The sequence below is a fragment of the Bradyrhizobium sp. CCBAU 11434 genome (assembly GCF_028128895.1).
Taxonomy (GTDB): domain Bacteria; phylum Pseudomonadota; class Alphaproteobacteria; order Rhizobiales; family Xanthobacteraceae; genus Bradyrhizobium; species Bradyrhizobium zhengyangense.
The window spans coordinates 186985-213007 of record NZ_LBJX01000098.1 but is presented as its reverse complement, the minus strand read 5'-3'; the positions used below and the strand labels follow the sequence as shown (position 1 = coordinate 213007).

The window sequence follows — 26023 nt, the reverse complement described above, 5'->3', positions numbered from 1 at the left end:
GTTAAGCCTTGGCGCGAATACGGCGGGTTTGGGGTAACAATCGGTAAAAAAGCGTGAGTTGGCGCTCTTTGAGGCAGTGACTATGGTTTGCCGTGACTTGGGGATACGGAGATTCGAACGGTCGATCTCAATCGATCAGTCGAGTTGAGTATAAGTCGCAGTGGGTCGTAGTGGGGCGGGTTCCTGATGAAATTTAGCCGGCAAACAACGCTTCGTGCGCAAGCCACCGTGGCCGGCGTCGGCGTTCATTCCGGTCTTCCCGTCACCCTTACGCTTGGACCTGCACCTGTCGATGCGGGTTTTATTTTTGTCCGCACCGGGCTTGAGGGAAGTGACCGCGAGATCCAGGCGACCGCCGAGCAGGTGGTGGCAACCGATCTCGCGACTGTCCTCGGTGATCGCAATGGTCCGCTCATCTCCACTGCCGAGCATGTGCTTGCTGCGCTGCGAGGTATGGGTGTCGACAACGCCATCATCGAAGTCGATGGTCCCGAAGTGCCGATCATGGACGGCAGCGCCGCGGCTTTCATCGCAGCGATCGATCAGGCTGGCGTCGTGACCCAGCCGGCGCAGCGCCGGTTCATTCAGGTTTTGAAGCCTGTTTCGGTCAAGATGGGCGACTCCTTCGGCGAGCTCAGGCCCTACGCCAACGGCTTCCGTGCCGAGGTCGAAATCGACTTCACCAATCCCGTCATCGGCCAGCAGAGCTATGGCTTCGACGTGAGCCCCGAGCGCTTCCGCCGCGAGGTCGGCCGCGCCCGGACCTTCGGTCTGATGGGCGATGTCGCCAGGCTCTGGAGCGCGGGCTACGCGCTCGGTGCCTCCTTCGAAAATACCGTCGTGTTCGACGAGGAGCGGCTGCTCAACACCGAGGGCCTGCGCTACGCCGACGAATGCGCCCGCCACAAGGTGCTGGACGTGATCGGCGATCTTGCGCTGGCCGGCCTGCCGCTGCTCGGCGCCTATCGCTCTGTGCGTGGCGGCCACAAGCTCAACCACGCCGTCCTGACTGCATTGCTCGCCGACCGTACCGCCTGGCGGGTGGTCGAGGGTGAGGCAGCCCGCCGCACCACTCGTCCCGTGGTCGAGGTCGGCAGCGGTATTGTTGGCGGCCGGATCGCCGCGGCCTACGGTCCGGACGTGTCCTGAAGGGCAGTTGCGGCAGACGGCTAAGCGGGGATTTCTCCGGGAAACTCCTGGTAACCATGATCGGCTAGGATTGCGGCGCTTTCGCCTTAATCCGGGCGGAATGCCTGCCTATCCGATGGGTTAACGATCGTTTTCCGGTTACACCGACGTGGTCGCATGGCAGGCGCCACGGACACATTTCGCGCCCATGACGGGGATCATGGGCTGGCGGGCACCGCATCACAGGGCGTCAGGTCTTAAATTCATGTCGGCACAGCGTATGACGCGCGGATATCTCTTGGTCTCACCGCGAGCCCGTGGGCTGCTTCAGGTCGCGACACTCGTCCTGCTCGCATTGCCGCTGGCCGGTTGCGGCACCGGCGCGCTCTGGGACAAGTTCATGAACAAGGACGACACCTTCGTCGAGGAGCCTGCCGACAAGATCTACAATGAGGGCTTGTACCTCATGAACGAAAAGAAGGACATGAAGGCGGCGAACAAGAAGTTCGAGGAGGTCGACCGCCAGCATCCTTATTCCGACTGGGCGCGCAAATCGCTGCTGATGTCGGCCTACGCATCCTACCAGGGCGGCGACTATGACAGCTGCATCGGCGCTGCGACCCGCTACGTCACCCTGCATCCCGGCAGCCCGGACGCCGCTTACGCGCAATATCTGATCGCCGCCTCGCATTACGACCAGATCCCGGACATCAACCGTGACCAGGGCCGCACCGAAAAGGCGATCGCCTCGCTGGAAGAGGTGGTGCGCAAATATCCGAACTCCGAATATGCGACCTCCGCCAAGGCCAAGATCGAGGGGGCACGCGACCAGCTCGCCGGCAAGGAAATGTCGGTCGGTCGCTACTATATGCAGAAGCGCGACTACACGGCCGCGATCAACCGCTACAAGGCCGTAGTGACGCAGTACCAGACCACGCGTCACGTCGAGGAGGCGCTCTACCGCCTCACCGAGGCCTATATGTCGATCGGTATCGTCGGCGAGGCCCAGACTGCCGCCGCCGTGCTCGGCCACAATTTTCCTGACAGCCGCTGGTACAAGGACGCCTATAATCTTGTAAAATCCGGCGGTCTCGAGCCGAGCGAGAATCAGGGGTCCTGGATCAGCCAGACCTTCAAGAAGATAGGCCTCTAAGTCTCGGCTAGGAAATCTGGTTCCATGCTGGCGCGTCTGTCGATCCGTGACATCGTCCTGATCGAACGGCTCGATATCGAATTCGCCACCGGACTTGCGGTTTTGACCGGCGAGACCGGTGCAGGCAAATCCATCCTGCTCGATGCCTTTGCGTTGGCCCTCGGCGGCCGCGGTGACGCGGGCCTCGTGCGCCATGGCGCGGAGCAGGGGCAGGTGACTGCCGTCTTCGATATCCCGAAGAATCACCCCGCAACGAAGATCCTGGCCGAGAACGGGCTCGACGATACCGGCGAGATGATTCTGCGCCGCGTGCAGCTCGCGGATGGTCGCACCCGCGCCTTCATCAACGACCAGGCGATCAGCGTGCAGACGCTGAGGGCGGTCGGCGCCGCGCTGGTCGAGATCCATGGCCAGCATGACGAGCGCGCGCTGGTCGATGCCGCCACCCATCGCCTCCTGCTCGATGCCTTTGCCGGCCTCGAAAAGGACGTCGCTGGCGTCGAAGCGCTCTGGGACGCGCGCCGAACCGCCAACACCGAACTGGAAGAGCATCGCGCCAGCATGGAGCGTGCCGCGCGCGAGGCCGACTATCTGCGCCATGCCTCGGGCGAACTGAAGCAGCTCGCGCCGACGGACGGCGAGGAGACCTCGCTCGCCCATCGCCGCACCACCATGATGCAGGGCGAGAAGATCGCCTCCGATCTGCGCGAGGCGCAGGAGGTGGTCGGTGGCCACAACTCGCCGGTTGCGGCGCTGTCGGCCGCCGTGCGCCGACTCGAGCGCCGCGGCGTCAATTCGCCGGCGCTGGTCGAGCCCGCGGTGAAGGCGATCGACGTCGCGATCAATGCGTTGGAGGAGGCCGACCAGCATCTCCTGGCCGCGCTCGCCGCAACCGATTTCGACCCGGCCGAGCTCGAACGCATCGAAGAGCGGTTGTTCGCTCTGCGCGCCGCCTCGCGCAAATATTCGACGCCGGTCGATGGCCTCGCCGCGCTCGCCGCCAAATATGCCGCCGACGTCGTGCTGATCGATGCCGGCGCCTCGCGCCTGAAGAAGCTGGAGCAGGCCGCGATCGAGGCTGACGCACGCTTTGCGGCGGCAGCGAAAAAGCTCTCCGCGGCCCGGCAGAAATCGGCCGAGAAGCTCAACAAGGCGGTCAACGCCGAGCTCGCGCCGCTCAAGCTCGAACGCGCGAAATTCATCACCCAGGTCACATCAGACGAAGCGACGCCGGGGCCGCAAGGCTTCGATCGCGTCGAGTTCTGGGTGCAGACCAATCCAGGCACCAAGCCGGGTCCGATGATGAAGGTCGCCTCCGGCGGCGAGCTCTCGCGCTTCCTTCTGGCGCTCAAGGTCGTGCTGTCCGACCGCGGCTCGGCGCCGACCCTCGTGTTCGATGAAATCGACACCGGCGTGGGCGGCGCGGTCGCGGATGCGATCGGCGCGCGGCTGGCACGGCTCGCCGGCAAGGTGCAGGTGATGGCCGTGACCCACGCTCCCCAGGTCGCCGCCCGCGCCGACCAGCATCTGCTCATCTCCAAGGATGCGCTGGACAAGGGCAAGCGCGTCGCCACCCGCGTCAACGCGCTCGCCGCCGACCACCGCCGCGAGGAAATCGCCCGCATGCTCGCCGGCGCCGAGATCACGGCCGAGGCGCGGGCGGCCGCGGACCGGCTGCTCAAGGCGGCGACGGCTTAGTTGTGTATCCCGGACGCGGCGCGTTGCGCTGCATCCGGGGAACAAAGAGACTAACCCGCCTTTACCGCCCCGCCCGCTCCGTCGTATCCAAGCACCATGGCCAGAGCAGCAAAAACAAAACCGCTTCGCGACGTCGCCGATCTCACCAAGGCGCAGGCCAAGGTCGAGCACATGCGCCTGACGCTCGAACTCGAACAGCACGACAAGCGCTATTATCAGGACGACGCGCCGACCGTGACCGACGCGGAGTACGATGCGTTACGTCAGCGCTTCAACGCGATCGAAAAACGCTTTCCGGAATTCGTCAGCGCGGACTCGCCCTCCCAGAGGATCGGCGCTGCGCCATCGGGACGTTTCAAGAAGGTGCGGCACTCCGTTCCGATGCTGTCGCTCGACAATGCCTTCGCTGACGAGGACGTGCGCGACTTCGTCGGACGTATCGTGCGCTTTCTGAAGCTCGATGACGACAAGATCAATTTCTCCGCCGAACCGAAGATCGACGGCCTGTCGATGTCGCTGCGCTACGAGGGCGGCGAGCTCGTCACCGCTGCGACGCGTGGCGACGGCGCAGAGGGCGAGGACGTCACCGCCAACATCCGCACGCTCGAAGACGTGCCGCAGAAGCTGAAGGGCCGCAACGTCCCTGACATCTGCGAGGTGCGTGGCGAGGTCTACATGACCAAGAAGGCCTTCCTCGCGCTCAATGAGCGGCAGAAGGCAGCGGGAGACACCATCTTCGCCAATCCGCGTAATTCGGCCGCGGGCTCCTTGCGGCAGAAGGACCCCGGCATCACCGCCTCGCGGCCACTCGGATTCTTCGCCTATGCCTGGGGCGAGATGAGCGCGATGCCGGAGGGGACGCAGACCGGCATGATCCACTGGTTCGAGCGCTGCGGCTTCAAGACCAATCCGCTGACCAAGCTGTGTCACTCCGTTGAGGAGCTGATCGCGTTCCACCAGAGCATCGAGGAAGAGCGCGCCGAGCTCGACTACGACATCGACGGCGTCGTCTACAAGGTCGATCGCATCGACTGGCAGGAGCGGCTCGGCTTTGTCTCGCGCACGCCGCGCTGGGGCATCGCGCATAAATTCCCGGCGGAGCGCGCCATGACGGTGCTGCGCGACATCGAGATCCAGGTCGGCCGCACCGGCTCGTTCACGCCGGTCGGCAAGCTCGAGCCGGTCGGCGTCGGCGGGGTGATCGTGCAGAACGTCACGTTGCACAACGAGGACTACATCAAGGGTATCGGCAACAAGGGCGAGGTGCTGCGCGAGGGGCGCGACATCAGGATCGGCGATACCGTCGTGATTCAGCGCGCCGGCGACGTGATTCCGCAGATCGTCGATGTCGTGCTCGACAAGCGGCCGAAGAGCGCCAAGGAATTCTCTTTCCCGAAGAAGTGCCCGTGTCCGCTGCACACCGACGTCGTGCGCGGAGAAACGGCTGCCGGCGAAGAAGAGTCTCGCGCCCGCTGCAGTGGCGAGTTCGCCTGCCCCTATCAGAAGATCGAGCACCTAAAACTGTTCGTGTCGCGACGCGCCTTCGACATCGACGGTTTGGGGGAGAAGCAGCTTCAGTATTTCTTCGACGAGGGATGGGTCAAGGAGCCCGCTGACATCTTCACGCTGGAGAAGCGCAATGCGAAGCTGAAGCTCGAGGAGATCGAGGGCTACGGCGCGACCTCGGTGCGCAACCTGTTCGGCGCCATCGAGAGCCGGCGCAGAATCGCGCTGGAGCGCTTCGTTTATGCGCTCGGCATGCGCCATGTCGGCGAAACCACCGCGCTCGCGCTGGCGCGTGGCTACGGCTCCTGGGATGCCTTCCACGACGCCTGCCTCAAGGTCGCCAAGGGCGACGAGGAGGCGATGGCGGAGATGGACGCGCTCGACCAGATCGGCGACACCGTGATCAAGAGCATCGCCGATTATTTCGGCGAGAACCATAATCGCGGCATCGTCGAGCGGCTGACCAAGGAGGTCGAGATCGTCGACGCCGAAAAGCCGAAGAGCAACTCGGCGGTCGCTGGCAAGACCGTCGTGTTCACGGGCTCGCTTGAGAAGATGACGCGGGATGAGGCCAAGGCCACCGCGGAGCGGCTTGGCGCGAAGGTCTCCGGCTCGGTGTCCAAGAAGACGGACCTCGTCGTCGCCGGCCCCGGCGCAGGCTCGAAGCTCGCGGACGCCAACAAGCACGGCGTCAAGGTGCTGACCGAGGATGAGTGGCTGACGCTGATCGGGGAGTGAAGGTCTCTCCTCGTCATTGCGAAGAGCTCTTGCGACGAAGCAATCCAGAATCTTTCCACAGTGACAGTCTGGATTGCTTCGCTGCGCTCGCAATGACGGGGATAGGACGCGCCGCGCCTCACATCATCCCCGTCTCTTCCTCCTCTGCCTGTTCGATCATTTCCTCGCTCACCACGATCTCGCGGCGCGGCACGACGAAGGCCATCATGCAGGCGCAGAGCAGCGAGATTGCAAGGACGGCCGAGGTCAGCGGCAGCGTCGTTGCGGAATGGCCGCCGAGATAGGCGCCGGATTGCGACATCAGCGCGCCGATGCCTTGCTGGAGGAAGCCCATGGCGCCCGACGCAGTGCCGGCGGCCTCGGGGCGGATGCTGATGGCGCCGGCGGCGGAATTGGCCATCACGAAGGCGTTGCCGACCATCACGATCATCTGCGTGCCGAACAGCCAGCTTGGGGCCTCGTTCCAGCCGATGAAGCTCCAGAGCAGGTTCAGCAGGCTGCCGCAGAGTTGCAGCGCCAGGCCAAACCAGATCAGCTTCTCCAGCGAGTGCCGCGGTGCAAAGCGCACGCAGAGCAGATTGCCGACGAGATACGCAAAGCCGGTCGTCGCGAACCACGCGCCATATTCGGCGCTGGTCCGGCCCATCTGCGTCACCACGATGTAGGGACCGCCGCCTGCGAAGGTGAAGATGATTTGCGACGCCAGCACCTGGCACATCACATAGCCGATGAAGGCGCGGCTCTTGATCAGGCTGCCGACGTCGCTGCGAAAGCCACCGCTGCCGGCCGCGCGATCGCGCCGCGTCTCCGGCAGCGCGATTGCGATGCCGACGGCAACGGCGACCGCGCCGAACGTGACGGCGTAGAAGATCGCGCGCCAGCCGAACGCGGTCTCGATCAGGCCGCCGGTCAGCGGCGAGACCATCTGGCCGATCATCAGGGCTGCGACCACGAGGCTGATCATGGAGGCGACGCGCTCGCGCTCATAGATGTCGCGGATGATGGCGCGGCTGATCACCATGCCCGAGGCGCCGCCGAGGGCCTGGAAGAAGCGCGCCGCGATCAGCTGCGGCAAGGTCTCGGCGAAGATGCAGGCGACGCTCGCCGCGACCATCAGCGCAAGGCCGCCAAGCAGCACCGGACGACGGCCGAACTTGTCCGACAGCGGCCCCATGGTGAGCTGCGACAGCGCGATGCCGACCATGTACAGCGACACCGTCATCTGCGCGATCGAGATGTCCCGGCCGAACGTGGTCGCCAGCACGGGCAGGGCCGGAACCAGGATGTAGAGCGAGATCGGCGCGATCCCGGTCATGACGACCAGCAACAGCAACACCACGCGCGAGGTCGCGATGTTCTTATTCGCCGTCTCCGGCGTCCTGCTGATCATGCCGTGCATGCGTGTCCGTCTTTCGAAGTCGAATCGGACTGTAGCGTGGTCGCACAGGACGGATATCGGCGTTTCGGAATGCGGCTATACGGATTTTGGGACGGTCGCGATAACAGCGCAATGATGAGGAATTGGGCGCGTGCTCGCGCCACAATGACGGTGTCATTCCGCGCGAAAGCGGGGAATCCAGTACGCCGCGGCTTCTCCGCATACGTTTGCTGTCTCTGGAATACTGGATGCCCCGCCTTCGCGGGGCATGACAGTTATCGTGGGGAAAGAGCCTTGCACAAATCGCGTGGTGCTATGCGCCTACGGCTTCAGCTCCGCCGTAGCCTGATCGAGCCAGGCCTTGGTCGCCCCATCCAGCGCCGGCCCCACTTCAGCACGGACGCGCGCGTGGTAGGCATTAAGCCAGGCGAGCTCGTCGCGGCTGAGCATCGCGGCATCGATCAGCCGGCGGTCGATCGGCGCGAGCGTCAGCGTCTCGAACGCGTTCATCGCTTTCTCGGCGCCCTTGATGTCGGCCGCGACCACCAGCTCGAGGTTCTCGATGCGGATGCCGAAGCCGTCGGTCTTGTAGTAGCCGGGCTCGTTGGAGAGGATCATGCCGCGCTTCAGTGGCGTGGTGCCGAGCTTCGAGATCCGCGCCGGGCCTTCGTGCACGCTGAGATAACTGCCGACGCCGTGGCCGGTGCCGTGCTCGAAATCGATTCCGGCGGCCCAGAGATATTGCCGCGCCAGCGTGTCGAGCTGCGCGCCCGTGGTGCCGTCGGGGAACACCGCGCGCGCGATCGCGATATGGCCGCGCAGCACGCGCGTGAAGCGGTCGCGCATCTCGTCCGTCGGCTCGCCGATCGCCATGGTGCGGGTGACGTCGGTGGTGCCGTCTTCATATTGTGCGCCGGAATCGATCAGCAGCAGATCGCCGGGCACGATCCGCCGGTTGCTCTTGCGGGTGACGCGGTAATGCACGATGGCGCCATTCGGGCCGGTGCCTGAGATGGTCGGGAACGACACGTCCCTCAACGCGCCGGTGTCGCGGCGGAACGTCTCCAGCGCCTCCACCGCGTCGATCTCGGTGAGCTTGCCGCTTCCCGCCTCGCGATCGATGAAGGCGAGGAAGCGCGCAAGTGCGATGGCGTCACGGCGGTGCGCCGTCTGCGTCCCCTTGATCTCGGTCGCGTTCTTGACGGCCTTCAGCAGCGCGATCGGATCGCTGCCGCGCAGCGGCTTGCCGCCGCCATCGGCGATCAAGCGGCTCAGCGCGTCGGCCGCGGTGGCGCCGTCGAGTGCGATCGCAGCGCCGCTCTTGGCCAGCGCCATCAGCGTCGGCGCCAGCGCATCGGGCTCGCGCACGTCGGCCGATTGCTCGAGATGGTCACGCGTCAAATTGGAGAGCTTGCGGTTGTCGATGAACACGGTGGGACGGCCGACCTTCGGCACCAGCGCGTAGGACAGCGGCAGCGGCGTATGCGCGACGTCGGCGCCGCGGATGTTGAAGGTCCAGGCGACCGCGTGGCTGTCCGACAGCACCAGCGCATCGGCGCCCAGCTTCTCGATCTGGTTCTTGATCTGCGCCACCTTCTCGGCCTCGGCAACGCCGGCATATTGCAGGCCGTGGATCGCGACCGGTGCGATCGGCGGCTGCGGCCGGTCCTGCCAGACCGCGTCGATGGGATTGCTGTCGACCGCGACCAGCTCGGCACCGACCTTGGTGCAAGCGGCGGAAAGGCGCTCGGCTGCCGCAAAAGTGTGCAGCCACGGATCAAATCCTAGGCGATCGCCCGATTTGAGATGCGCCGAGACCCAGCTCTCCGGTGGGGGATCGATCAGCGATTCCACCCCCCATGCCTTGGCGTCGACCTGCTTGGCCGCCTGGATCGTGTAGCGGCCGTCGACGAACAAGGCGGCTTCCTGGGCCAGCACCACGGCAAGCCCCGCTGAACCGGTGAAGCCGGTCAGCCAGGCGAGCCGCTCTTCGGAGGGCGCCACATACTCATTCTGCTGCTGATCGGCGCGCGGAACGACGAAGCCGGTCAGCTTGCGGCGGGCGAGTTCTTCGCGAAGCGCAGCGAGGCGCGCCGTCAATGCGACGCCGGCCTCGGGCTCCTCGAATGTCTGGAAGTGTGCTTCGAACATGGCTCAGTTTAGGATCATGGGGATCAGTCCGCAATGTAGACGCAATTGCCCCCTCATCTGGCATGGACTGTGCTTGAAAATATCCCATTCGAATTGAGTGGAGTAATGGATGCGGCTGTTGCGCTTCGTCCGGATAACAGGGAAGTTCGAGCAAGTGGTTCATCTCAACGGCGAGGGGACACACGATGCCAGCGTTCACCTTTGAGAAGATTTCGCCGCCGGTGCGCCGCGCGCCGGCTGCAACGACACCGAAGAAGCCGCGCGGCCTCATCAGCCAGGTGATGGACCGTTTCGCCGAACGTCGGGCAAGGCGGGCGCTGCAGGGCGAGCGCGCGACGAGCCAGGACGAGAAGCCGGCGGAGTAGGGCGCTCTTTTTCCACCTCGCCCCGCTTGCGAGGAGAGGTCGATCGCGAAGCGATCGGGTGAGGGGGAATCTCCGCGAGTTCAACTCTCACCGTCCCCGTGGAGACTCCCCCTCACCCCAACCCTCTTCCCGCAAGCGGGGCGAGGGAGCGCACCTCGCTCACCCCACCTTCCTTAGCAACAGGCTGCTCCACCCCTCGATCCGCAGATGCCGCAGCGGCACCAGGCCGCGGGCGCGATAGGCGGCGATCACGGCGGGGGCCTGGTGAGTCAGCAGGCCGGAGAGGATGACGCGAGCGCCGGGCGCAAGATGCCGGGCCATCGGGCCCGCCAATTGCCGCAGCGGATTGGCCAGGATGTTGGCCAGTACCAGGTCGAACGGACCGCCTTTGGCAAAGTCCGGCGCGGCAAAGCCTGTGGCGCGGATCACCCGCAAATATTGACCTGTTTCGTTCAGGGCCGCGTTCTCGGCTGCAACCCGTACCGAGGGCGGGTCGATGTCTGAGGCCAGCACCGCCTGATGCAGCGCCTTGGCAACCGCGATCCCCAGCACGCCGGTCCCGGTGCCGAGGTCGAGCACGCGCTTCGGCCGCGCATGTTTCAGGACATGGTCAAGCAGAAGTAAACAGCCGCGCGTGGTCCCATGGTGTCCGGTGCCGAAGGCGAGCGCAGCCTCGATCTCGATGGCGAGCTTGTTTGGCGCCACACGGTCGCGGTCGTGACTGCCATGGACGACGAAGCGTCCGGCCGGCACCGGCACGAGGTCCGCCAGGCTCGCCTTGACCCAGTCCTTGGCCTCGACCGTGTCGAAGGCAAGCGTGGCGGCGATGTCATTTCCTGCTGAAGTTGCAACGAGTTCGCGCAGCAATTCCTGATCCGGCGCCTCGGCGAAATGCAGCGTGACGTCCCATTGTCCGTCCGGCCGCTCGAAAGCGGCGACCGCGGCATCGCCGTCGAAAAATACCTCCGTGAGCACATCGACGACACGCTTGGCAGCCGCCTCGTTGCCGATCGAAAAGCTGGCGCGATGGGTGGGCAGGGGCTGCATGCAAGGGTTCCGTTGAATTCAATTTGGGGAACTTTTGTTCCCAATTTTCCGCATAACTTGCGGTTCCCAGGTTAACTGGACCGTAGGTTGTCCTCCGTAGATTTCCTGATGTTCCAACCAACACCGCTCGGAATGGAAATGGAGGCGAGTCTTGAAGCATATGATTTCGAAGTTCTGGTCCGATGAATCCGGCGCGACTGCGATCGAATACGGCCTGATCGCGGCCGGTATCGCGCTGGCGATCATCACTGTGGTGAACAGCCTGGGCACCACGATGAACGACAAGTTCGGTTCGATTAGCACCTCCTTGAAGTGATTTCTGCCTCCCATTTCCCGGCGGGGCAATTTTCTTCATAGACGGCTTTTTCGACGACCGCCCGCCGGGGAGTTGCCCCCCGGTGGGCGATGTCGTTTTTGGGCAAGCGAGGCTGACATCGCCTGTGCCCACAGCTTATCCACTCGCAATTGTGCAGCCTTCCACCGGCTTGTCCGCCGTCGATCCAGTCCCTTCTCCACAGCTTGATACCTGGTTGCACCCGGCGGTAGCGGGAGGATCCCACCGCTTCATCACAGCTTTGCCAACAGAGCTGCCAACAGGCCCGTCCACAGCCCATCCACAGGCCTATCCACGGCTTGCGAACAGGCTGCGGTGATCTCGCAAGATCGTCTGTGCCGCATTGTGGCCGGGGGCGCCGGTGACGCCGCCGCCGGGATGAGCGCCCGAGCCACAATGATAGAGGCCCTTCAGCGGTCCGCGATAATCGGCATGACCCAGCATCGGACGCGCCGAGAACAGCTGGTTGAGCGTCAGCGCGCCATGAAAGATATCGCCCCCTAACAGGCCGAATTGCCGTTCCAGATCGAGCGGGGAGAGTATCTGGCGGCCGAGCACGCTTGCGGCAAAGCCCGGCGCGTAACTGTCCACCGTCGCGACCATGAGATCGGCGACCTCCTCGCGATGGTCGTCCCAGGACTTGCCGTCGGGCAACTCCGGCGCGACGTGCTGGCAGAACAGGCTCGCGACATGTTGCCCCGCAGGCGCGAGCGTGTCGTCGAGCGTCGAGGGGATCAGCATCTCGACGATCGGCTGTTTGCTCCAGCCCTGCACCCGCGCATCGAGATAGGCGCGGTCCATGTAGCCGAGATCAGGGGCCAGAATGATGCCGGAGGTGAGGTGGTCGCCGCTGCCGGGCAATGCCGTGAAGGAGGGCAGGCGGTCCAGCGCCACGTTCATGCGGAAGGTGCCGGAGCCGTTCTTCCAGTGGCGGATGCGGGCGAGAAAATCTGCGGGCAGGGCGTCGGTGGAGATGAGCCGCGTATAGAGCAGCTTTGGATTGACGTTGGCCGCGACATATTTCGCGCGAATGGTTTTGCCGTTCTCCAGCACCACGCCGACGGCGCGGTCGCGCTCGACGATCACCTCGCGCACGCCGGCATCAAGGTCGATCGTGACGCCGCGCCCGCGTGCCGCGCGCGCCATCGCCTGCGTGATCGCACCCATGCCGCCAATGGCGTGGCCCCACACGCCCTTCTTGCCGTTCACCTCGCCGAAGGCGTGATGCAGCATCACATAGGCCGAGCCGGCGGCGTAAGGGCTGGCATAATTGCCAACAATGGCATCGAAGCCGAACAGCGCCTTGACCAGATCGTGCTCGAACCGTTCGTCCAGCATCTCGCCGGCAGAGCGGGTGAAGAGATCGAGCAGGCTGCGGCTCTGCTCAAGCGTCAGGCCGCGCAGGATGTTTGCCGTCGCGAGCGCATTCGCGGCCTCGCGGATCGCGCCAATGCCAAAACTGTCGAGCAGGTTCGGCGGCGCGCGCAGCACGAACTGTCGCAGCACGTCGGCAATGTCCTCGAGCTCGCGCGAAAAGCCGTCGAGCGCATCGGCATCGCGCGCGCTGAGCCGCGCGACCGACGCTCTCGTCCGGCCCTCGCCAGTGAGGAGATAGGCGCCACCGGGCGCCGGCAGAAAGTTCTGCGCACGCCGCTCGACCACGCACAGGCCTTGCTCTGTAAGTCCGAGGTCGCGGATCACCTGCGGATTGAGCAGGCTCACCGTGTAGGCCGCGACCGAGTTGCGAAAGCCTGGATGAAACTCCTCCGTGACCGCGGCCCCGCCGACCACCTTGCGGCGCTCGACAACATGCACGCGCAAGCCCGCCATCGCGAGATAGGCCGCGCAGGTGAGGCCATTATGGCCAGCGCCGATGATGACGACGTCGGTTTCGGTCATGAGGAGTTCTGGTGTTCCGCTGTTATTCCGGGATGGTCCGAAGGACCTGCCCGGAATCTCGAGATTCCGGGTTCGCCTCTTCGAGGCGCCCCGGAATGACATCTCTATATCAAGCATTCCTCGCTGCAACATCACGACACCCTTTATTGCCCGTTCAGGCGCGGTGTGCTCCATTGCGCGCGCCCGGCGCCCGCCGGGGGAAAGCCGGAGCTCCCATGGATTCGATCGTGCAACCCGCCGCCACGGAGCAGCCGTCCGCCTCGCGCAACCGGCTGCTGCTGACGGTCTATACCGCCGCGATCTTCGTCAGCGCGCTCCTGCTGTTTTCGGTGCAGCCGCTGTTCACGAAAATGGTGCTGCCGCGGCTCGGCGGCTCGCCGGCGGTGTGGTCCGTGGCGATGGTGTTTTTCCAGTCGTTGCTGCTGGCGGGTTATGCCTACGCGCATCTGCTGATGCAGGTCAAAAGCCGCGTGGTTCCGGTCGTGGTGCATCTGCTGCTGCTGATCGCGGCTTTCGTCACGCTCCCGCTTGGCATCGCCAGCGCCTATGGCGAGCCGCCGGCGTCGGGCTACGCATTCTGGCTGCTCGGCCTGTTCGTAATGTCGATCGGCTTGCCGTTCTTCGCGCTCGCTGCCAACAACCCACTGCTCCAGGCCTGGTTCGTCCGCACGGGCCACCCTGATGGCCGCGATCCGTACTTCCTCTATGCGTCCTCGAATATCGGCAGCTTCCTTGCGCTGCTGTCCTATCCCTTTCTGCTGGAGCCGATGTTCACGTTGCATGCGCAGAACCGGCTCTGGACCGGCGGCTATGGCCTTCTCATTCTGCTGATCGCCGCTTGCGGAGTTCTGCTGCTTCGCTCGCCGAAGGTTGCATTGGCCGATGTGCGGACCGAAGAGGCGAATGCGCCGGCGCCAGGCATTGCGACGCGGCTGCGCTGGATCTTCCTCGCCGCGGTGCCGTCAGGCCTGCTCATCGCGGTCACAGCGCATATCTCCACCGACGTCGCGGCGGCGCCACTGCTATGGGTGCTGCCGCTGTCGCTGTATCTCCTGACCTGGGTGGTGGTGTTCCAGTCGCGGCCGCTGTTGCCGCACAAATGGATGCTGATGCTCCAGCCTGTCGCGATCGCGGGCGTCGTCATCCTGCTGGCCTTTGGCGGCGAGCAGAATTTGCTGCTGACGCTCGGCGGCCATCAACTCTGCTTCTTCATCATCGCCATGGCTTGCCACGGCGAATTGGCGCGGACGCGGCCGGCCGCAAAGTACCTGACCGGCTTCTATGTCGCGCTGTCGTTCGGCGGCATGGTCGGCGGCCTGTTCGCCGGTCTCGTCGCGCCCTTCACCTTCTCATGGATCGCCGAATACCCGATCCTGGTCGCGCTTGCCGCGCTGTGCCGGCCGTCGGCGAACGAGCGTCTTGCGGGCATCGTGAGATGGTACTGGCTGGCACTGGCCGTGCTCGCGGTCGCGCTGATTGTACCGTCCTACACGACGGGCGGACTCACGACCTGGTTCGAGGATCAGCGCGTCTGGGTCGCCGGCGCCGTCGGCGTGCTTGCAGCGCTGCTGGCGCTCGCGCTCAATGCCGGCCGCTGGAAGATCTTTGCCACCGTCGCGCTGGCGCTGGCCTTGACGCGGATCTATCCGGCCGACGAAGGCCGCGTCACGACGGTTCGCAGCTTCTTCGGCGTGCACAAGATCGTGGAGACGCCAGGCGGCTATTTCCATGTGCTGATGCACGGCACCACGATTCACGGTGCTGAGCGCTTCCGCAACAATGACGGCACGCCGGTCACCGGCCGACCCGAGCCGATCACCTACTATCACAAGGACGGTGGCATCGGTCAGGCCATCACCGCGATCCGCGAGCGCAAGGGTGCGCCGTTGAAGGTCGCGGCTATCGGTGTCGGATCGGGCACGCTTGCCTGCGCCGCCGAGCCCGGCGAGGACTGGAAATTCTTCGAGATCGACCAGTCCATGGTGGATGCTGCGCGCGACCCGAAGAATTTTCGCTACATCTCGAGCTGCCTGCCGAACCTGAAGCCGGTGATTGGCGACGCGCGCCTCACCTTCGCAAGAGAGCCCGACGGCATCTACGACCTCATCATCGTCGACGCCTATTCGTCGGATGCGATCCCGATTCATCTCGCAACCGAAGAGGCGATGAAGATCTACAAGGACAAGCTCACCCCGCACGGCGCCGTGGTGATGCACGTCTCCAACCGGCATCTCGATCTCGAGCCCGTCGTGGTGGGGATCGCCGACGCCAACGATCTCAAGAGCTGGGTCTATGACGAGGATTCGGGCCGCGATGCCGATTACATCTTCTCGACCGACGTCGTCATCTCCGCGCGCGAGGCCGAAGACGTCGGCAAGCTGGCGTCCTCCAAGCAGTGGGAGGAGACCGACCCCGACGAGAAGGTGCGGGTCTGGACCGACGACTATTCCAACATCCTCGGCGCGCTGTACCGGCGCTTGCGGTACGGGGAGCAGTAGCTCGCTTGCTAGAGCATGATCCAGAAAAGTGTGAAGCGGTTTTCCGAAAGATCATGCTCAAACAAAGAGCTAAAGCGCGACGACGATTCAGCCAAATCTCATCGCGCTTTACGGCTGGACCGGCGTCCCAGCCGGCAGCGCGATGCCCTTCTCGCCGGCGATCTGCCTCAGCAGGTCCGGCCTGTCGGAGATGATGCCGTCGACGCCGAACTCGATCATCCGGGCCATGTCGTCTGGCTTGTTGACGGTCCAGACCACGACGCGCAATCCCAGCGTATGGGCCTCCGTGACGAGCGCCGCGGTTACGTCACCGAAATAGGGCGACCACACCGCACCGCCCGCGGCCTTGATGGTGCGCGGCAGCGAGCCGCCGTGATCGGCCGGGTTGAAGCCGGCGGTCCAGCTGGTGGCCTTGTCGAGGGCGTTCGTCGGTGCCGAGCCGCGCTGCAGCGTCAGGTACACGGTTGGAATTTTCGGGGCCTGCTGCTGAACGAGCAGCAGCGTCCGCCAGTCGAACGACTGGATCATGACGCGGTCGAAGAATTTCTCGTCCTCGATCACGCCGAGCAGCTTCGTGACGAAGGCCTGCGGCCCCAGCGATTCATCGGGATGATCCGGATCGATCTTGGTCTCGATATTGAAGCGCACGCGTTCGTTGCCGGATTTGCGCACCAGCGCGAATAGCTCCTTCAGTGTGGGAATGCGCGTCCCCGGCACGGCACGCTGGTCGGGAAACTGCTTGGCGTAGGCGCTGTCCGGCCGGATCCGGCCGACATCGTAAGTTCTGACATCGGTGAACCGCAGCTTGACGAAGGGCGTGCCCGGTGCCGCGACATAAGCGCCGTTCGCATCCCGCGCGAGATCGGGATTGAGGCCGCGCTCATGCGACACGACCACCTCGCCGTCCGAGGTCACGCCGACGTCGAGCTCGAGCGTGTCCACGCCCATCGTGAGTGCGTTGGCGAAGGCTGGCAGGGTGTTTTCCGGCAGCAGCGCCCGTCCACCGCGATGCGCCTCGAGATCGAACGCCATCGCCTTGCCAGTCATGGCTTGTCCTGTGGTGAGAACCGAAAGCACGGTCAGAATTGTCGCAACACGTGACGGCATCAGAGCTCACAGCGCAAGTGAAAAGAAAAAGCATATGAAATCTTCGCTGCATTCGTCCAGTCCCGTGGTCGACAGGGGGCGCCGGCGCCCTTATCCTCTCAGGATTGCCATTCGATGCGCGTGACGGGATTTTCACATGAGACGCGCCCCCTTGTTCGTCGCATTCTTCCTCGCGGTCCTGGCTTGCGGACCAGCTTCCGCCCAGCGCGCCAATGACTTCGATGCGCTCCTCGCGCAGATGAACGCGGCGACGCAAGGAGGGCGCTGGGCCGAGGGGCTGGCTGCCGCGCAGAAGCTGGAAAACCTCGTGAGGCGCCGCCAGGGCGCCGACAACGTCAATTATGCAGGCGTGCTGCATAACGAGGGCATGTTCCTGCACAATCTCGGGCGCTACGGCGAGGCCGTCGACAAGCTCAATGCCGCGCTCGCCATCAAGCTTCGCAACAACGACGTTGCCTCGACGCTACGTACCTCCAACCTCCTGGTCGGATCGCTCGGTATGCTCGACCGGCGGGCCGAGGCGACGACGGTGGCCGAACGGGCGCTGGCGCTCGGCACCACCGCGTTCGGCGCCAATGACGTCCGTCTCTCGGACACGCTGGCCGCGCTCGGCGGATTGGCGCGCGACAGGGAGAACTACAAGGAAGCGGCCGGTTATTTCGAACGCGTGCTCGCGGGGTTGCAGGCTGCCAACGCGCCGCCGATCGATGTTGCTTCCGCCCTGGATAATCTCGGCGATGTCTACGGTCTGCAGGGGCACTTCGACGACGGCGAGCGGACGTTGAAGCGGGGGCTTGATCTGCTCGACCGCAGCTTTGGCGGCAACGCAGAAGCTGCGCCGAACTACGACAAGATGCTGAACGATCTCGGCAACCTCTATCTCGATGCCGGCCGGTTGTCCGACGCTGAAGCCACGATGCGGCGCGCGTTGGCCATCGCGCGGGCGCGCAGCGGCGATGCGCATCCGAACGTTGCCGCCACCATGGGCAATCTCGCGACTGTGCTGGAGCATGAGGCGCGCTACACCGAGGCCGAGAAGCTCTATCAGCAGACGCTGCAGGCCTATGAGCGGATCTACGGGGCGAACCATCCCACCACGGCGATCGGGCTGAACAACCTTGCCAACGTCTATTCGGCGCAAGGCAAGAACGAAGCCGTCGCCGGCCTGCAGGAGCGCGTGCTCGCAATCGATGAAAAGGCCTTTGGCCCCGATAGCCCCGATGTCGGACGCGCCCTCAATAATCTCGCCAACAGCTATGCCAGCCTCGGCCGCAACGAGCAGGCGCTCGACCTCTACCGCCGCTCGCTGGCGGTGATGGAGCGCAAATTCGGCGAAGGCAGCGGCGCGAGCGCGCTGGCGGCGGGCTCACTCGGACAGGCCTTGATGGAGGCCGGCAAGACCGACGAAGCCAGGCCATATCTGGTGCGCTGCCTCGAGATCGACGAGCGCGTGCTTGGCGAAGCGCACCCGCAACTGATCAAGGATCTGCGCGCCGTCGCGCTGCTCGACCTGCAGACAGGCAACCTAATTGAGGCTCGCGGCCGGCTCGACCGCGCGCTGACGATCGCCCAGAACAAGCTCGGGCCGAACCATCACGACAGCATCGCAACGCTCATCAACCTCGCCGACGTCGATCGTCGTGACGGGAAATGGCAGGATGCGCTGGCAAGGTTGCGGATCGCCGAGACCGCGCTCAATGCGCAGAGGACCGTTCAATTCACTCGTTTCACCGAGCTTGATCCCTGGCTGATCGATGCGGTCTGGCGTGTCTCCGGCGGCAGGCCCGACGCCGCAGCCAGGGACGAAGCCTTCGGTGCCGCGCAGCGCGCGCATGAGACCAAGGCGGGCGCTGCGCTGGCGCAGATGGCGGCCCGCTTCGGTGCCGGCAATGATGCGATCGCGGGGCTGGTGCGGCGGCAGCAGGATCTGAAGGCGAGCCTCGAGACGCTCGACAAGCGCGTGACGTCCGAGCTTGGGCGGGGAGATGGAAAGCGCAACGACCAGCTGATTGCGAGCCTGCGTGCGCAAATGTCGCAAACGCAGAAGTCGCTCGATGACGTCGCGGCGCAGCTTGATCGCAGCTTTCCGGCCTATGCCGACCTGTCCAATCCGCAGCCGCTGTCGCTTGCGCAGACGCAAGGCTTGTTGAAGCCGGACGAGGCGCTGGTGGCGTTCATCGTGCTCGCTGACACGACCTATGCTTTCGCGGTGACGCGCGAGGCGAGCGCGCTACGCCGGATCACCCTCGGCAGCCGCGAGATCAGCGACCGCGTCGCGCATCTGCGGCTGGGGCTCAGCGATCCCGAGGCGGCAAGATCCGCGTTCGACCTCGATGCGTCGTTCGATTTCTACAACGCCTTGTTCGGCCCGATCGGCGCCGATATCGCCGGCAAGCCGAAACTGCTGATCGTCCCTGCGGGCGCGCTGACCAGCCTGCCGTTTCACGTGCTGGTGACAAAGAAGCCCGATGGTGCATCCGCAGATCGCTACCGGCGGGCCGCGTGGCTGCTCAACGATCACGCCATTACGGTGCTGCCCTCGGTGCCGAGCCTGCGCGCGCTGCGCAGTTTTGCCAGGGACTCGCGTGCCCAAAAGCCGTTCATCGGCTTTGGCGATCCGGTGTTCCAAAGCACGCCCGGCGACAAGCGCGCAGGACGCAACGTGCAGCCTTACAAGAATTATTATGAGGGCTCTGCCGTTGATCTCGACCGCCTGCGCACCGGCCTGCCGGCGCTGCCGGAGACCGCAGGCGAGCTCCAGGCCGTGGCGAGGGCGCTCAGAGCCTCGCCGCAGGATGACGTCAAGCTCGGCGCAGCCGCGACCGTGACCAACGTCAACCAGCTGCCGCTGGACCAATACCGTGTCGTCGATTTCGCCACGCATGGGCTGGTCGCAGGTGAGGTCAACGGCCTCAGCGAGCCCGCGCTGGTGCTGACGCTGCCGGACCGGCCAACCGGCGATGACGACGGTTTGCTCACCGCGAGCCGTGTCGCAAAACTCAAGCTCGATGCCGACTGGGCGGTGCTGTCGGCCTGCAACACCGCCGCGGGCGACAAGCCGGGCGCGGAAGGCCTGTCGGGTCTCGCGCGCGCCTTCTTCTATGCCGGCGCGCGGGCGCTCTTGGTTTCGCACTGGCCGGTCGATTCCGATGCGGCGGTGCGTCTGACCACGGGCGCGTTCTCCGAGCTCACCGCGCATCCCGGCATCGGCCGTGCCGAGGCGTTGCGGCGGTCGATGAAGGCCCTGATTGCGGATCGGTCGTCCCCGCGTAACGCCGATCCGGCCGTGTGGGCGCCATTCGTGCTGGTCGGCGAGGGTGGTTGACGACGGCCGAAGAAAGCCGAAACTGGTCTGCAAAAAAGATCCGGAGCTACTCACATGCGGATCATCTTCATTGCAACGACGGCGGCTCTGATGGTTGGACAGGCGGCGGCCAAGGACGTGTTGTCTGGCGCAAGTCTCTACGCCGATGTGGCGCGCTATGCGTCCTTCGGTCTGCACCGCTTCGGCTCATCCGGCGATCGTGCGACGGCCGACTGGATTGCGGGCGAGTTGTCCGGAGCCGGCTACGCGATCAAGTTCCAGCCCGTCGTGCTGGGCCGGCAGTATGCCGTCGAAAAAGCCAGCGCTGAAGCGGCCGGCACGTCTGTCGAGGCGACGCCGTTCTGGTGGCCGCCGGAGGACAAGGCCAGCTTCCATCTGTCGGCGCCGCTCGTGCGCGATGGCGATGTTGCCGGCAAGATTCTTTGGCTCGAGCTGCCGTTCGATCGTGGCGCCTATCTTGGTCCGGCCCATCGTGCTGCGATCGCAGAGGCCGCAGCAAAGAAGCCCGCCGCGATTCTGCTGATGATAGGCAATCCCGCCGATGATCGTTTCGCCTACAACGTCGCGCAGGAGGACACACCCTGGCCGGTGCCGGTGATGGTGGTCGGCGCCAAGGCGCGTGCGACATTCGAGCGTGCGCTCGCATCAGCCGCGCCTGTCACGTTCGAAGTTTCAGGTCATTACGAGCGCAATGTGTCCGGGCGCAATGTCATCGCCGAGACCGGCATGGGCCGTGGGCCGACCATCGTGGTCTCCACGCCGATGACCGGCTGGTACACTTGTGTCTGCGAGCGCGGTCCCGGCATTGCCAATTTCCTGGCGCTGGCGCGCACCGCGGCTGCGGAGAAATGGCCTGCGCATTTCGTCTTCATCGCCACCGCAGGCCACGAGATCGGCCATGGCGGCATGGAGCTGTTCCTGAAGGACGGTGCGCCCGCGCCGAAGGAGACGCTGGCCTGGATTCACTTCGGCTCGTCGAACGCGTGCTATGGCTTGGCGGAAGGCGCGCGTACCAGCACGCCGGAGGAGGAGCGCTATCTGGTGCTCAGCAAGTCAGCCGTTGCGCTGACGGACGAGGCCTTTGCTGGGGTTGCGGCCAAACGCCTGGTAACGGAGAAGCAGGCGGTCGGAGAGCTTCGTGACGTCCATGCGGCTGGCTACGCCAATTTCCTCGGCATGGCCGGCCGCCATCAAACCTTCCACACGCCCGCGGACGATCTCAGCGCGACCGGACCTGACATCCTCGAGCCGGTCGCGCGCGCCTTCGTCGATGCTGCGCGGACAATCGTTGAACGCGGCGAGGCCGCGTTCAAACAATAGCGTCAGTTCTGGTAGTAATAGTTACGCGGCTGGTAATACTGGCGCGGCTGTTGTTGCTGATAGTAGTAGCCCTGCTGCTGGCTATAGGCCGGATCGTAGCCGTAGCCCGGTTGTGGTTGCGGCAGCTGCTGGTAGACCTGCGTGCCATAGGGGCGGGAGATCGGGCGCGGCGCCGGATAGCGCGCACCGGTGTCGCTGCCGTCGGCGGGATAGATGTAGTTGTCGTCATAGCGCCGCGCAGGCTGCATCGGCGGCGTCAGGCTGACGGGATCGCCTGAGGTGGTGTACTGCTCTTCGGCCGGCTGCTGGGCGCGGGCCACCGCATTGTTGGCGCGGCCGCGCGGGTTGCGGGCCAGCGCGACCTGCGCAGATCCGGTGAGAGTCACAGTGGTGTTGAGCACGCCTTGCTCCTGCACCAGTGCGTAGAGCGTCGAAGCGTTCTGACGCGACAGCCGCACGCAGCCATGCGAAGCGGGCGTGCCCAATCGTCCAACCGAGTCGGTGCCGTGGATGGCGTGCCCGATCTTGGTGAAGAAGATCGAGTGCGGCATCGGCGCGTCGTCGAATTCCTTGGAGAAGTGATCCTCTTCCATGCGGAAGGCGCGGAAGGAGCCGTTCGGCGTCTCGCGCGAGGGGATGCCTGTCGACACCGGCCAGTGGTAGCGCGTCACGCCGTCGACCACGACCGTCATCTGCTGATTGTCCTTGTCGACGGTAATGTCGACCTTGGCCTGCGCGGTGCCCGCGCCCAAAAGCAATAGCGAAGTGAACGCAATGAAAAAGGAACGCATCTGACGTCTGGCCTCCGGCCTGTTCTTGCTAGCGCCGCGGCTCACCGTCCCCCGGCATGCACTATGCCTGCAATCCGGCTTTCGTTCCAGCGGCCTGCCGAGCTAGCCTTCCTGCCATCGTTAACGCGATGCCGGGCGTAAGCAAGGCCGCTTTGTGCCGCGCCGGCTCTGGCGCCGCTGACATTTTCGCGAGCGGACAGACGTTCATAACGCCGACAATTCGTCACAAAGACGCAACCATTTGGCCGCCTCGCGCGTTGATCATGTCCTACCGTTCGGCGGCTTTCGCCGCCGTCTCTTCCGGGGACTCAAGATGAACAAAGCCAGTGCTATCGCCGCCGCTATGCCGGCCGGCTTGCCTGTCCGCCTGCTGTTCGCAGTCGCTGCCGTCCTGCTCGCCCTGTTGCCGCTACCGCGAACCGGCCACGCCCAGGGTATCGTGCGCGGTGCCCAGGAAGGGTCCTATGAAGGTAACAGGATCGCCGGTCCGGTGGGCGGTGCGGTCGGCGGTGTCGTCGGAGCCGGTGTCGGTGGCGCTGTGGGCGCCGTCGACGGCATCCTGGGCATTCCGTACCACGGCCGCCGCCATTGCCGCGGCTACTATGACGGCTATCACCACTTCCGTTGCTATCGGTAGGTGCCGCTCCATCCGAGCTACTGGCCGCATCAGTTCTTCAGCCGATAACCCGTCCGGAAGATCCACCAGATCACGGCGAGGCAAATCGCCAGGAACGCGACCGTCATGCCGATGCTGACGGAGACGCTGACATCAGCGATCTCGTAGAAGCTCCAGCGGAAGCCGGAGATCAGGTAGACGACGGGGTTGAGCAGCGCCAGCGTGCGCCAGGTCGACGGCAGCATGTCGATGGAATAGAAGCTGCCGCCGAGGAAGGTCAGCGGCGTCACCACCAGCATCGGGATCATCTGCAGCTTTTCGAACCCGTCGGCCCAGATGCCGATGATGAAGCCGAACAGGCTGAAGGTGACCGCCGTCAGCACCAGGAAGGCCAGCATCCAGACCGGATGATGGATGTGCAGCGGCACGAACAGCCCGGCCGTGGCGAGAATGATCAGGCCCAGAATGATCGACTTGGTCGCGGCGGCGCCGACATAGCCGAGCACGATCTCGAAGTAGGAGATCGGCGCCGACAGGATCTCGTAGATCGTCCCGGTGAATTTCGGGAAGTAAATGCCGAACGAGGCGTTGGCGATGCTTTGCGTCAGCACCGAGAGCATGATCAGGCCCGGCACGATGAAGGTGCCGTAGCTCACGCCCTCGACCTGGCTGATGCGGGAGCCGATCGCAGCACCGAACACCACGAAATAGAGCGAGGTCGAGACGACGGGCGAGACGATGCTTTGCAGCAGCGTGCGCCAGGTGCGTGCCATTTCGAAAAGGTAGATGGCGCGAATGGCGCGGTGGTTCATGACGTCCTCACGAGGTCGACGAAGATGTCCTCGAGCGACGATTGGGTCGTGTCGAGATCGTTGAAGCGGATACCGGCGGTGCGGAGGTCGCTGAGCAGGCTGGTGATGCCGGTGCGCTCGCCCTTGGTGTCGTAGTCGTAGACCAGCGTCGCGCCGCTGTCGCAGAGGTCGAGCTTGTATTGGCTGAGGCTCTCCGGCAGCGCACCGAGCTTGTTCTGCAGGTGCAGCGTCAGCCGTTTCCTGCCGAGCTTCTGCATCAGGGTCGTCTTGTCCTCGACCAGCACGATCTCGCCCTTGTTGATGACGCCGATGCGGTCGGCCATCTCCTCGGCTTCCTCGATGTAATGCGTGGTGAGGATGATGGTGACGCCGGATTGCTGCAGGCCGCGCACCACTTCCCACATACCCTTGCGCAGCTCGACGTCGACGCCGGCGGTTGGCTCGTCCAAAAACAGGATCTGCGGCTCGTGCGAGAGCGCCTTGGCGATCATCACGCGGCGCTTCATGCCGCCGGAAAGCGTGATGATCTTGTTGTCCTTCTTGTCCCAGAGCGAGAGGTCCTTCAGCACCTTCTCGATATGGGCGGGGTTCTTCGGCTTGCCGAACAGGCCGCGGGAGAAGCTCACGGTCGCCCACACGCTCTCGAAGGCATCGGTGTGCAATTCCTGCGGCACGAGGCCGATCAGCGAGCGGGCCTTGCGGTAGGAGGTCTGGATGTCCTCGCCGCCGACCAAAACCCTGCCTTCGCTCGGATTGGCGATGCCGCAGATGATTGAGATCAGCGTGGTCTTGCCGGCACCATTCGGGCCGAGCAGCGCGAAGATCTCGCCGCGTTTGATGTCGAGATTGACGTTCTTGAGTGCCTTGAACCCAGACCCATAGGTCTTCGACAGGTTGGCGACGGAAATGATGGAGGACATGAGGGCCCGCTAGGGGTGGGGGATGCGCCGGAACCTGCACCCTGGCGGGGGCGTCCGGCGGACCCCCGAAATAGGAACGGCCTTGCCCGGTCGCAATCGCCTGGAGAAAAATGGTCTCAAAACCGGCCCTTCGGTGGTAGGTTTCGGGCAGGTGTTGCGCGATGGTCACGGACAGCGGCGAAGATCGCCGTTCACGCGGCTCTTTGTTGCGTCTGCGAGCGGGCCGGGGCTACGATTCCAGCCAATCGCAAAGCGTATGTCCCCAGGGAAAAACAAATGAGACTGAACGGCCGTCACACCGCCGGCGCAAGCCAGTTGCCCGCCCTCCGGGTGTGGGCGATCTGCCTGCTCCTGCTGTCAGCTGTTGCCATGAACCCGACCACCGCCAAGGCGGCGCCGACCCAGGCAGCCGCGACGACGCATGTCTATCTGCTCCGCGGTGTGCTCAACATCTTCTCGCTCGGGCTCGACACGATCGGCTCAAGGCTCGAGGCGCAGGGCATCCCGGTGACCGTCGCGAACTTCGTGTCCTGGTCCTCGCTCGCCGATGAAGCCGCGACCGCCTACAAGGCCGGCCGCCTCAAGACCATCGTGCTGGTCGGGCATTCCTCGGGCGCAACCGCGCTACCCGACATGATCGCCAAGCTCAACCAGCTCGGCGTGCCCGTGAAGCTCGCGATCGGCCTCGACTCCGTGTTCAAGACCAAGCTCTCGACCGGCGCCGAGCGCTACATCAACATCTATATCGGCGACGGTCCGGGCGAACCCGTGCGCGCCGCGTCTGGCCTCCGCGGCAAGCTCGACAATGTCGACGTTCGCGGCAGCGGCGTCGGCCACATCACCATCGACAAGAACGAGGCGATCCAGCGCCGCGTCATCGCCGAGATCGACGCAGCGATCGCCCGCTCGCGCGGTCCGGCTGGACCGGTCGCCGAACCCGGCACCGCACCGCGGGCCGCACGCTCGGCGGCGGCAACGGCGCCGGCGAGGAACTGAAGCCTGGCGCCTGAAGATGCTGATTTGATCGTGCCGCCGTCGACTTGAGTGTCGTCGGCGGCATTGTCTTGCCCATGCATCAACCAATCGATCGCGATGCCAACAAGTGGGTTCTTCGGAGGCGTTTTGAGGAACCCGGCGCACAATCTGGTGTTGTCACACCATGGCAAAGAGACGAGACGTCGGCCCCATGCTTGTCCAGCCCGAACGTATGTGGGCGGCTCGACCGGTCGCCGAAAGT

Annotated in this window: 19 protein-coding genes; 11 read left to right on the top strand and 8 right to left on the bottom strand. The window is 64.7% G+C overall.

Annotated elements, in window-relative coordinates; genetic code table 11:
- Positions 1–186: 186 nt before the first annotated feature.
- From lpxC to ligA, 4 genes are all read left to right on the top strand, one after another.
- The gene (gene lpxC / locus XI06_RS30325; RefSeq protein WP_237865934.1) at positions 187–1149 is read left to right on the top strand and encodes a UDP-3-O-acyl-N-acetylglucosamine deacetylase; all 963 of its coding nucleotides are present in this window, start codon (positions 187–189) and stop codon (positions 1147–1149) included.
- Positions 1150–1393: 244 nt separating this feature from the next.
- A complete protein-coding gene (locus tag XI06_RS30320) occupies positions 1394–2281 on the top strand; it encodes an outer membrane protein assembly factor BamD (protein ID WP_237865935.1) in 888 nt (295 codons plus the stop codon).
- A 24-nt stretch (positions 2282–2305) separates the two neighbouring features.
- Complete coding sequence (recN, locus tag XI06_RS30315) at positions 2306–3979, top strand: DNA repair protein RecN (protein WP_271607126.1); 1674 nt, start codon at positions 2306–2308, stop codon at positions 3977–3979.
- A 96-nt stretch (positions 3980–4075) separates the two neighbouring features.
- Positions 4076–6223 (top strand): NAD-dependent DNA ligase LigA, encoded by a 2148-nt coding sequence (gene ligA / locus XI06_RS30310; protein WP_271607125.1) that lies wholly within the window; start codon positions 4076–4078, stop codon positions 6221–6223.
- A gap of 118 nt (positions 6224–6341) precedes the next feature.
- Here the strand turns inward: ligA and XI06_RS30305 are convergent, their stop codons facing one another.
- Both XI06_RS30305 and XI06_RS30300 read right to left on the bottom strand, forming a co-directional pair.
- Positions 6342–7622 (bottom strand): multidrug effflux MFS transporter, encoded by a 1281-nt coding sequence (locus XI06_RS30305; protein ID WP_271607124.1) that lies wholly within the window; start codon positions 7620–7622, stop codon positions 6342–6344.
- Positions 7623–7922: 300 nt separating this feature from the next.
- Positions 7923–9752 carry an aminopeptidase P family protein gene (locus XI06_RS30300; RefSeq protein ID WP_271607123.1) on the bottom strand — a complete coding sequence of 610 codons (1830 nt, stop codon included), beginning with the start codon at positions 9750–9752 and terminating at the stop codon, positions 7923–7925.
- Between the two features lie 185 nt (positions 9753–9937).
- Between XI06_RS30300 and XI06_RS30295 the strand changes: the two genes are divergently transcribed.
- Positions 9938–10117 (top strand): hypothetical protein, encoded by a 180-nt coding sequence (locus XI06_RS30295; RefSeq protein WP_237866181.1) that lies wholly within the window; start codon positions 9938–9940, stop codon positions 10115–10117.
- A gap of 159 nt (positions 10118–10276) precedes the next feature.
- Here the strand turns inward: XI06_RS30295 and XI06_RS30290 are convergent, their stop codons facing one another.
- Complete coding sequence (locus XI06_RS30290) at positions 10277–11164, bottom strand: 50S ribosomal protein L11 methyltransferase (protein WP_237890533.1); 888 nt, start codon at positions 11162–11164, stop codon at positions 10277–10279.
- Positions 11165–11324: 160 nt separating this feature from the next.
- Here XI06_RS30290 and XI06_RS30285 point away from each other — a divergent pair, with 160 nt between their 5' ends.
- Positions 11325–11480, top strand: coding sequence for a Flp family type IVb pilin (locus XI06_RS30285; protein ID WP_377802943.1), 156 nt, complete (start codon positions 11325–11327; stop codon positions 11478–11480).
- 306 nt (positions 11481–11786) lie between these two features.
- Here the strand turns inward: XI06_RS30285 and XI06_RS30280 are convergent, their stop codons facing one another.
- A complete protein-coding gene (locus XI06_RS30280) occupies positions 11787–13397 on the bottom strand; it encodes a phytoene desaturase family protein (RefSeq protein ID WP_237871316.1) in 1611 nt (536 codons plus the stop codon).
- 215 nt (positions 13398–13612) lie between these two features.
- Here XI06_RS30280 and XI06_RS30275 point away from each other — a divergent pair, with 215 nt between their 5' ends.
- Positions 13613–15895, top strand: a complete 2283-nt coding sequence (locus XI06_RS30275) for a spermidine synthase (protein ID WP_271607122.1) — start codon at positions 13613–13615, stop codon at positions 15893–15895.
- Positions 15896–16003: 108 nt separating this feature from the next.
- Here XI06_RS30275 and XI06_RS30270 read toward each other — a convergent pair whose 3' ends face one another.
- Positions 16004–17002 (bottom strand): glycerophosphodiester phosphodiesterase, encoded by a 999-nt coding sequence (locus XI06_RS30270; RefSeq protein WP_237866176.1) that lies wholly within the window; start codon positions 17000–17002, stop codon positions 16004–16006.
- Positions 17003–17138: 136 nt separating this feature from the next.
- Between XI06_RS30270 and XI06_RS30265 the strand changes: the two genes are divergently transcribed.
- Together XI06_RS30265 and XI06_RS30260 are read left to right on the top strand one after the other, a co-directional pair.
- Positions 17139–20327, top strand: coding sequence for a CHAT domain-containing tetratricopeptide repeat protein (locus tag XI06_RS30265; RefSeq protein ID WP_271607121.1), 3189 nt, complete (start codon positions 17139–17141; stop codon positions 20325–20327).
- Between the two features lie 54 nt (positions 20328–20381).
- A complete protein-coding gene (locus tag XI06_RS30260; protein ID WP_237866174.1) occupies positions 20382–21647 on the top strand; it encodes a hypothetical protein in 1266 nt (421 codons plus the stop codon).
- 2 nt (positions 21648–21649) lie between these two features.
- Here XI06_RS30260 and XI06_RS30255 read toward each other — a convergent pair whose 3' ends face one another.
- Entirely contained in the window at positions 21650–22438 is a 789-nt protein-coding gene (locus XI06_RS30255) for a L,D-transpeptidase (RefSeq protein ID WP_237890541.1), read from the bottom strand.
- A 313-nt stretch (positions 22439–22751) separates the two neighbouring features.
- Between XI06_RS30255 and XI06_RS30250 the strand changes: the two genes are divergently transcribed.
- Positions 22752–23075 carry a hypothetical protein gene (locus tag XI06_RS30250; RefSeq protein WP_271607120.1) on the top strand — a complete coding sequence of 108 codons (324 nt, stop codon included), beginning with the start codon at positions 22752–22754 and terminating at the stop codon, positions 23073–23075.
- A gap of 29 nt (positions 23076–23104) precedes the next feature.
- On the opposite strand, the gene XI06_RS30245 is transcribed toward XI06_RS30250, so the two are convergent.
- The gene (locus XI06_RS30245) at positions 23105–23866 is read right to left on the bottom strand and encodes an ABC transporter permease (RefSeq protein WP_237866171.1); all 762 of its coding nucleotides are present in this window, start codon (positions 23864–23866) and stop codon (positions 23105–23107) included.
- Entirely contained in the window at positions 23863–24786 is a 924-nt protein-coding gene (locus tag XI06_RS30240) for an ABC transporter ATP-binding protein (protein WP_271607119.1), read from the bottom strand. The genes XI06_RS30245 and XI06_RS30240 overlap by 4 nt, the downstream gene beginning before the upstream one ends.
- Before the next feature lie 276 nt (positions 24787–25062).
- Here XI06_RS30240 and XI06_RS30235 point away from each other — a divergent pair, with 276 nt between their 5' ends.
- Positions 25063–25782, top strand: a complete 720-nt coding sequence (locus XI06_RS30235; protein WP_237866169.1) for a hypothetical protein — start codon at positions 25063–25065, stop codon at positions 25780–25782.
- Positions 25783–26023 lie beyond the last annotated feature (241 nt).

Bases quoted from the DNA above. Each gene is read 5' to 3' on its own strand.
- lpxC (WP_237865934.1), top strand. From the start codon at position 187: ATGAAATTTAGCCGGCAAACAACGCTTCGTGCGCAAGCCACCGTGGCC.
- XI06_RS30320 (WP_237865935.1), top strand. From the start codon at position 1,394: ATGTCGGCACAGCGTATGACGCGCGGATATCTCTTGGTCTCACCGCGA.
- recN (WP_271607126.1), top strand. From the start codon at position 2,306: ATGCTGGCGCGTCTGTCGATCCGTGACATCGTCCTGATCGAACGGCTC.
- ligA (WP_271607125.1), top strand. From the start codon at position 4,076: ATGGCCAGAGCAGCAAAAACAAAACCGCTTCGCGACGTCGCCGATCTC.
- XI06_RS30305 (WP_271607124.1), bottom strand. From the start codon at position 7,622: ATGCACGGCATGATCAGCAGGACGCCGGAGACGGCGAATAAGAACATC.
- XI06_RS30300 (WP_271607123.1), bottom strand. From the start codon at position 9,752: ATGTTCGAAGCACACTTCCAGACATTCGAGGAGCCCGAGGCCGGCGTC.
- XI06_RS30295 (WP_237866181.1), top strand. From the start codon at position 9,938: ATGCCAGCGTTCACCTTTGAGAAGATTTCGCCGCCGGTGCGCCGCGCG.
- XI06_RS30290 (WP_237890533.1), bottom strand. From the start codon at position 11,164: ATGCAGCCCCTGCCCACCCATCGCGCCAGCTTTTCGATCGGCAACGAG.
- XI06_RS30285 (WP_377802943.1), top strand. From the start codon at position 11,325: ATGATTTCGAAGTTCTGGTCCGATGAATCCGGCGCGACTGCGATCGAA.
- XI06_RS30280 (WP_237871316.1), bottom strand. From the start codon at position 13,397: ATGACCGAAACCGACGTCGTCATCATCGGCGCTGGCCATAATGGCCTC.
- XI06_RS30275 (WP_271607122.1), top strand. From the start codon at position 13,613: ATGGATTCGATCGTGCAACCCGCCGCCACGGAGCAGCCGTCCGCCTCG.
- XI06_RS30270 (WP_237866176.1), bottom strand. From the start codon at position 17,002: ATGCCGTCACGTGTTGCGACAATTCTGACCGTGCTTTCGGTTCTCACC.
- XI06_RS30265 (WP_271607121.1), top strand. From the start codon at position 17,139: ATGAGACGCGCCCCCTTGTTCGTCGCATTCTTCCTCGCGGTCCTGGCT.
- XI06_RS30260 (WP_237866174.1), top strand. From the start codon at position 20,382: ATGCGGATCATCTTCATTGCAACGACGGCGGCTCTGATGGTTGGACAG.
- XI06_RS30255 (WP_237890541.1), bottom strand. From the start codon at position 22,438: ATGCGTTCCTTTTTCATTGCGTTCACTTCGCTATTGCTTTTGGGCGCG.
- XI06_RS30250 (WP_271607120.1), top strand. From the start codon at position 22,752: ATGAACAAAGCCAGTGCTATCGCCGCCGCTATGCCGGCCGGCTTGCCT.
- XI06_RS30245 (WP_237866171.1), bottom strand. From the start codon at position 23,866: ATGAACCACCGCGCCATTCGCGCCATCTACCTTTTCGAAATGGCACGC.
- XI06_RS30240 (WP_271607119.1), bottom strand. From the start codon at position 24,786: ATGTCCTCCATCATTTCCGTCGCCAACCTGTCGAAGACCTATGGGTCT.
- XI06_RS30235 (WP_237866169.1), top strand. From the start codon at position 25,063: ATGAGACTGAACGGCCGTCACACCGCCGGCGCAAGCCAGTTGCCCGCC.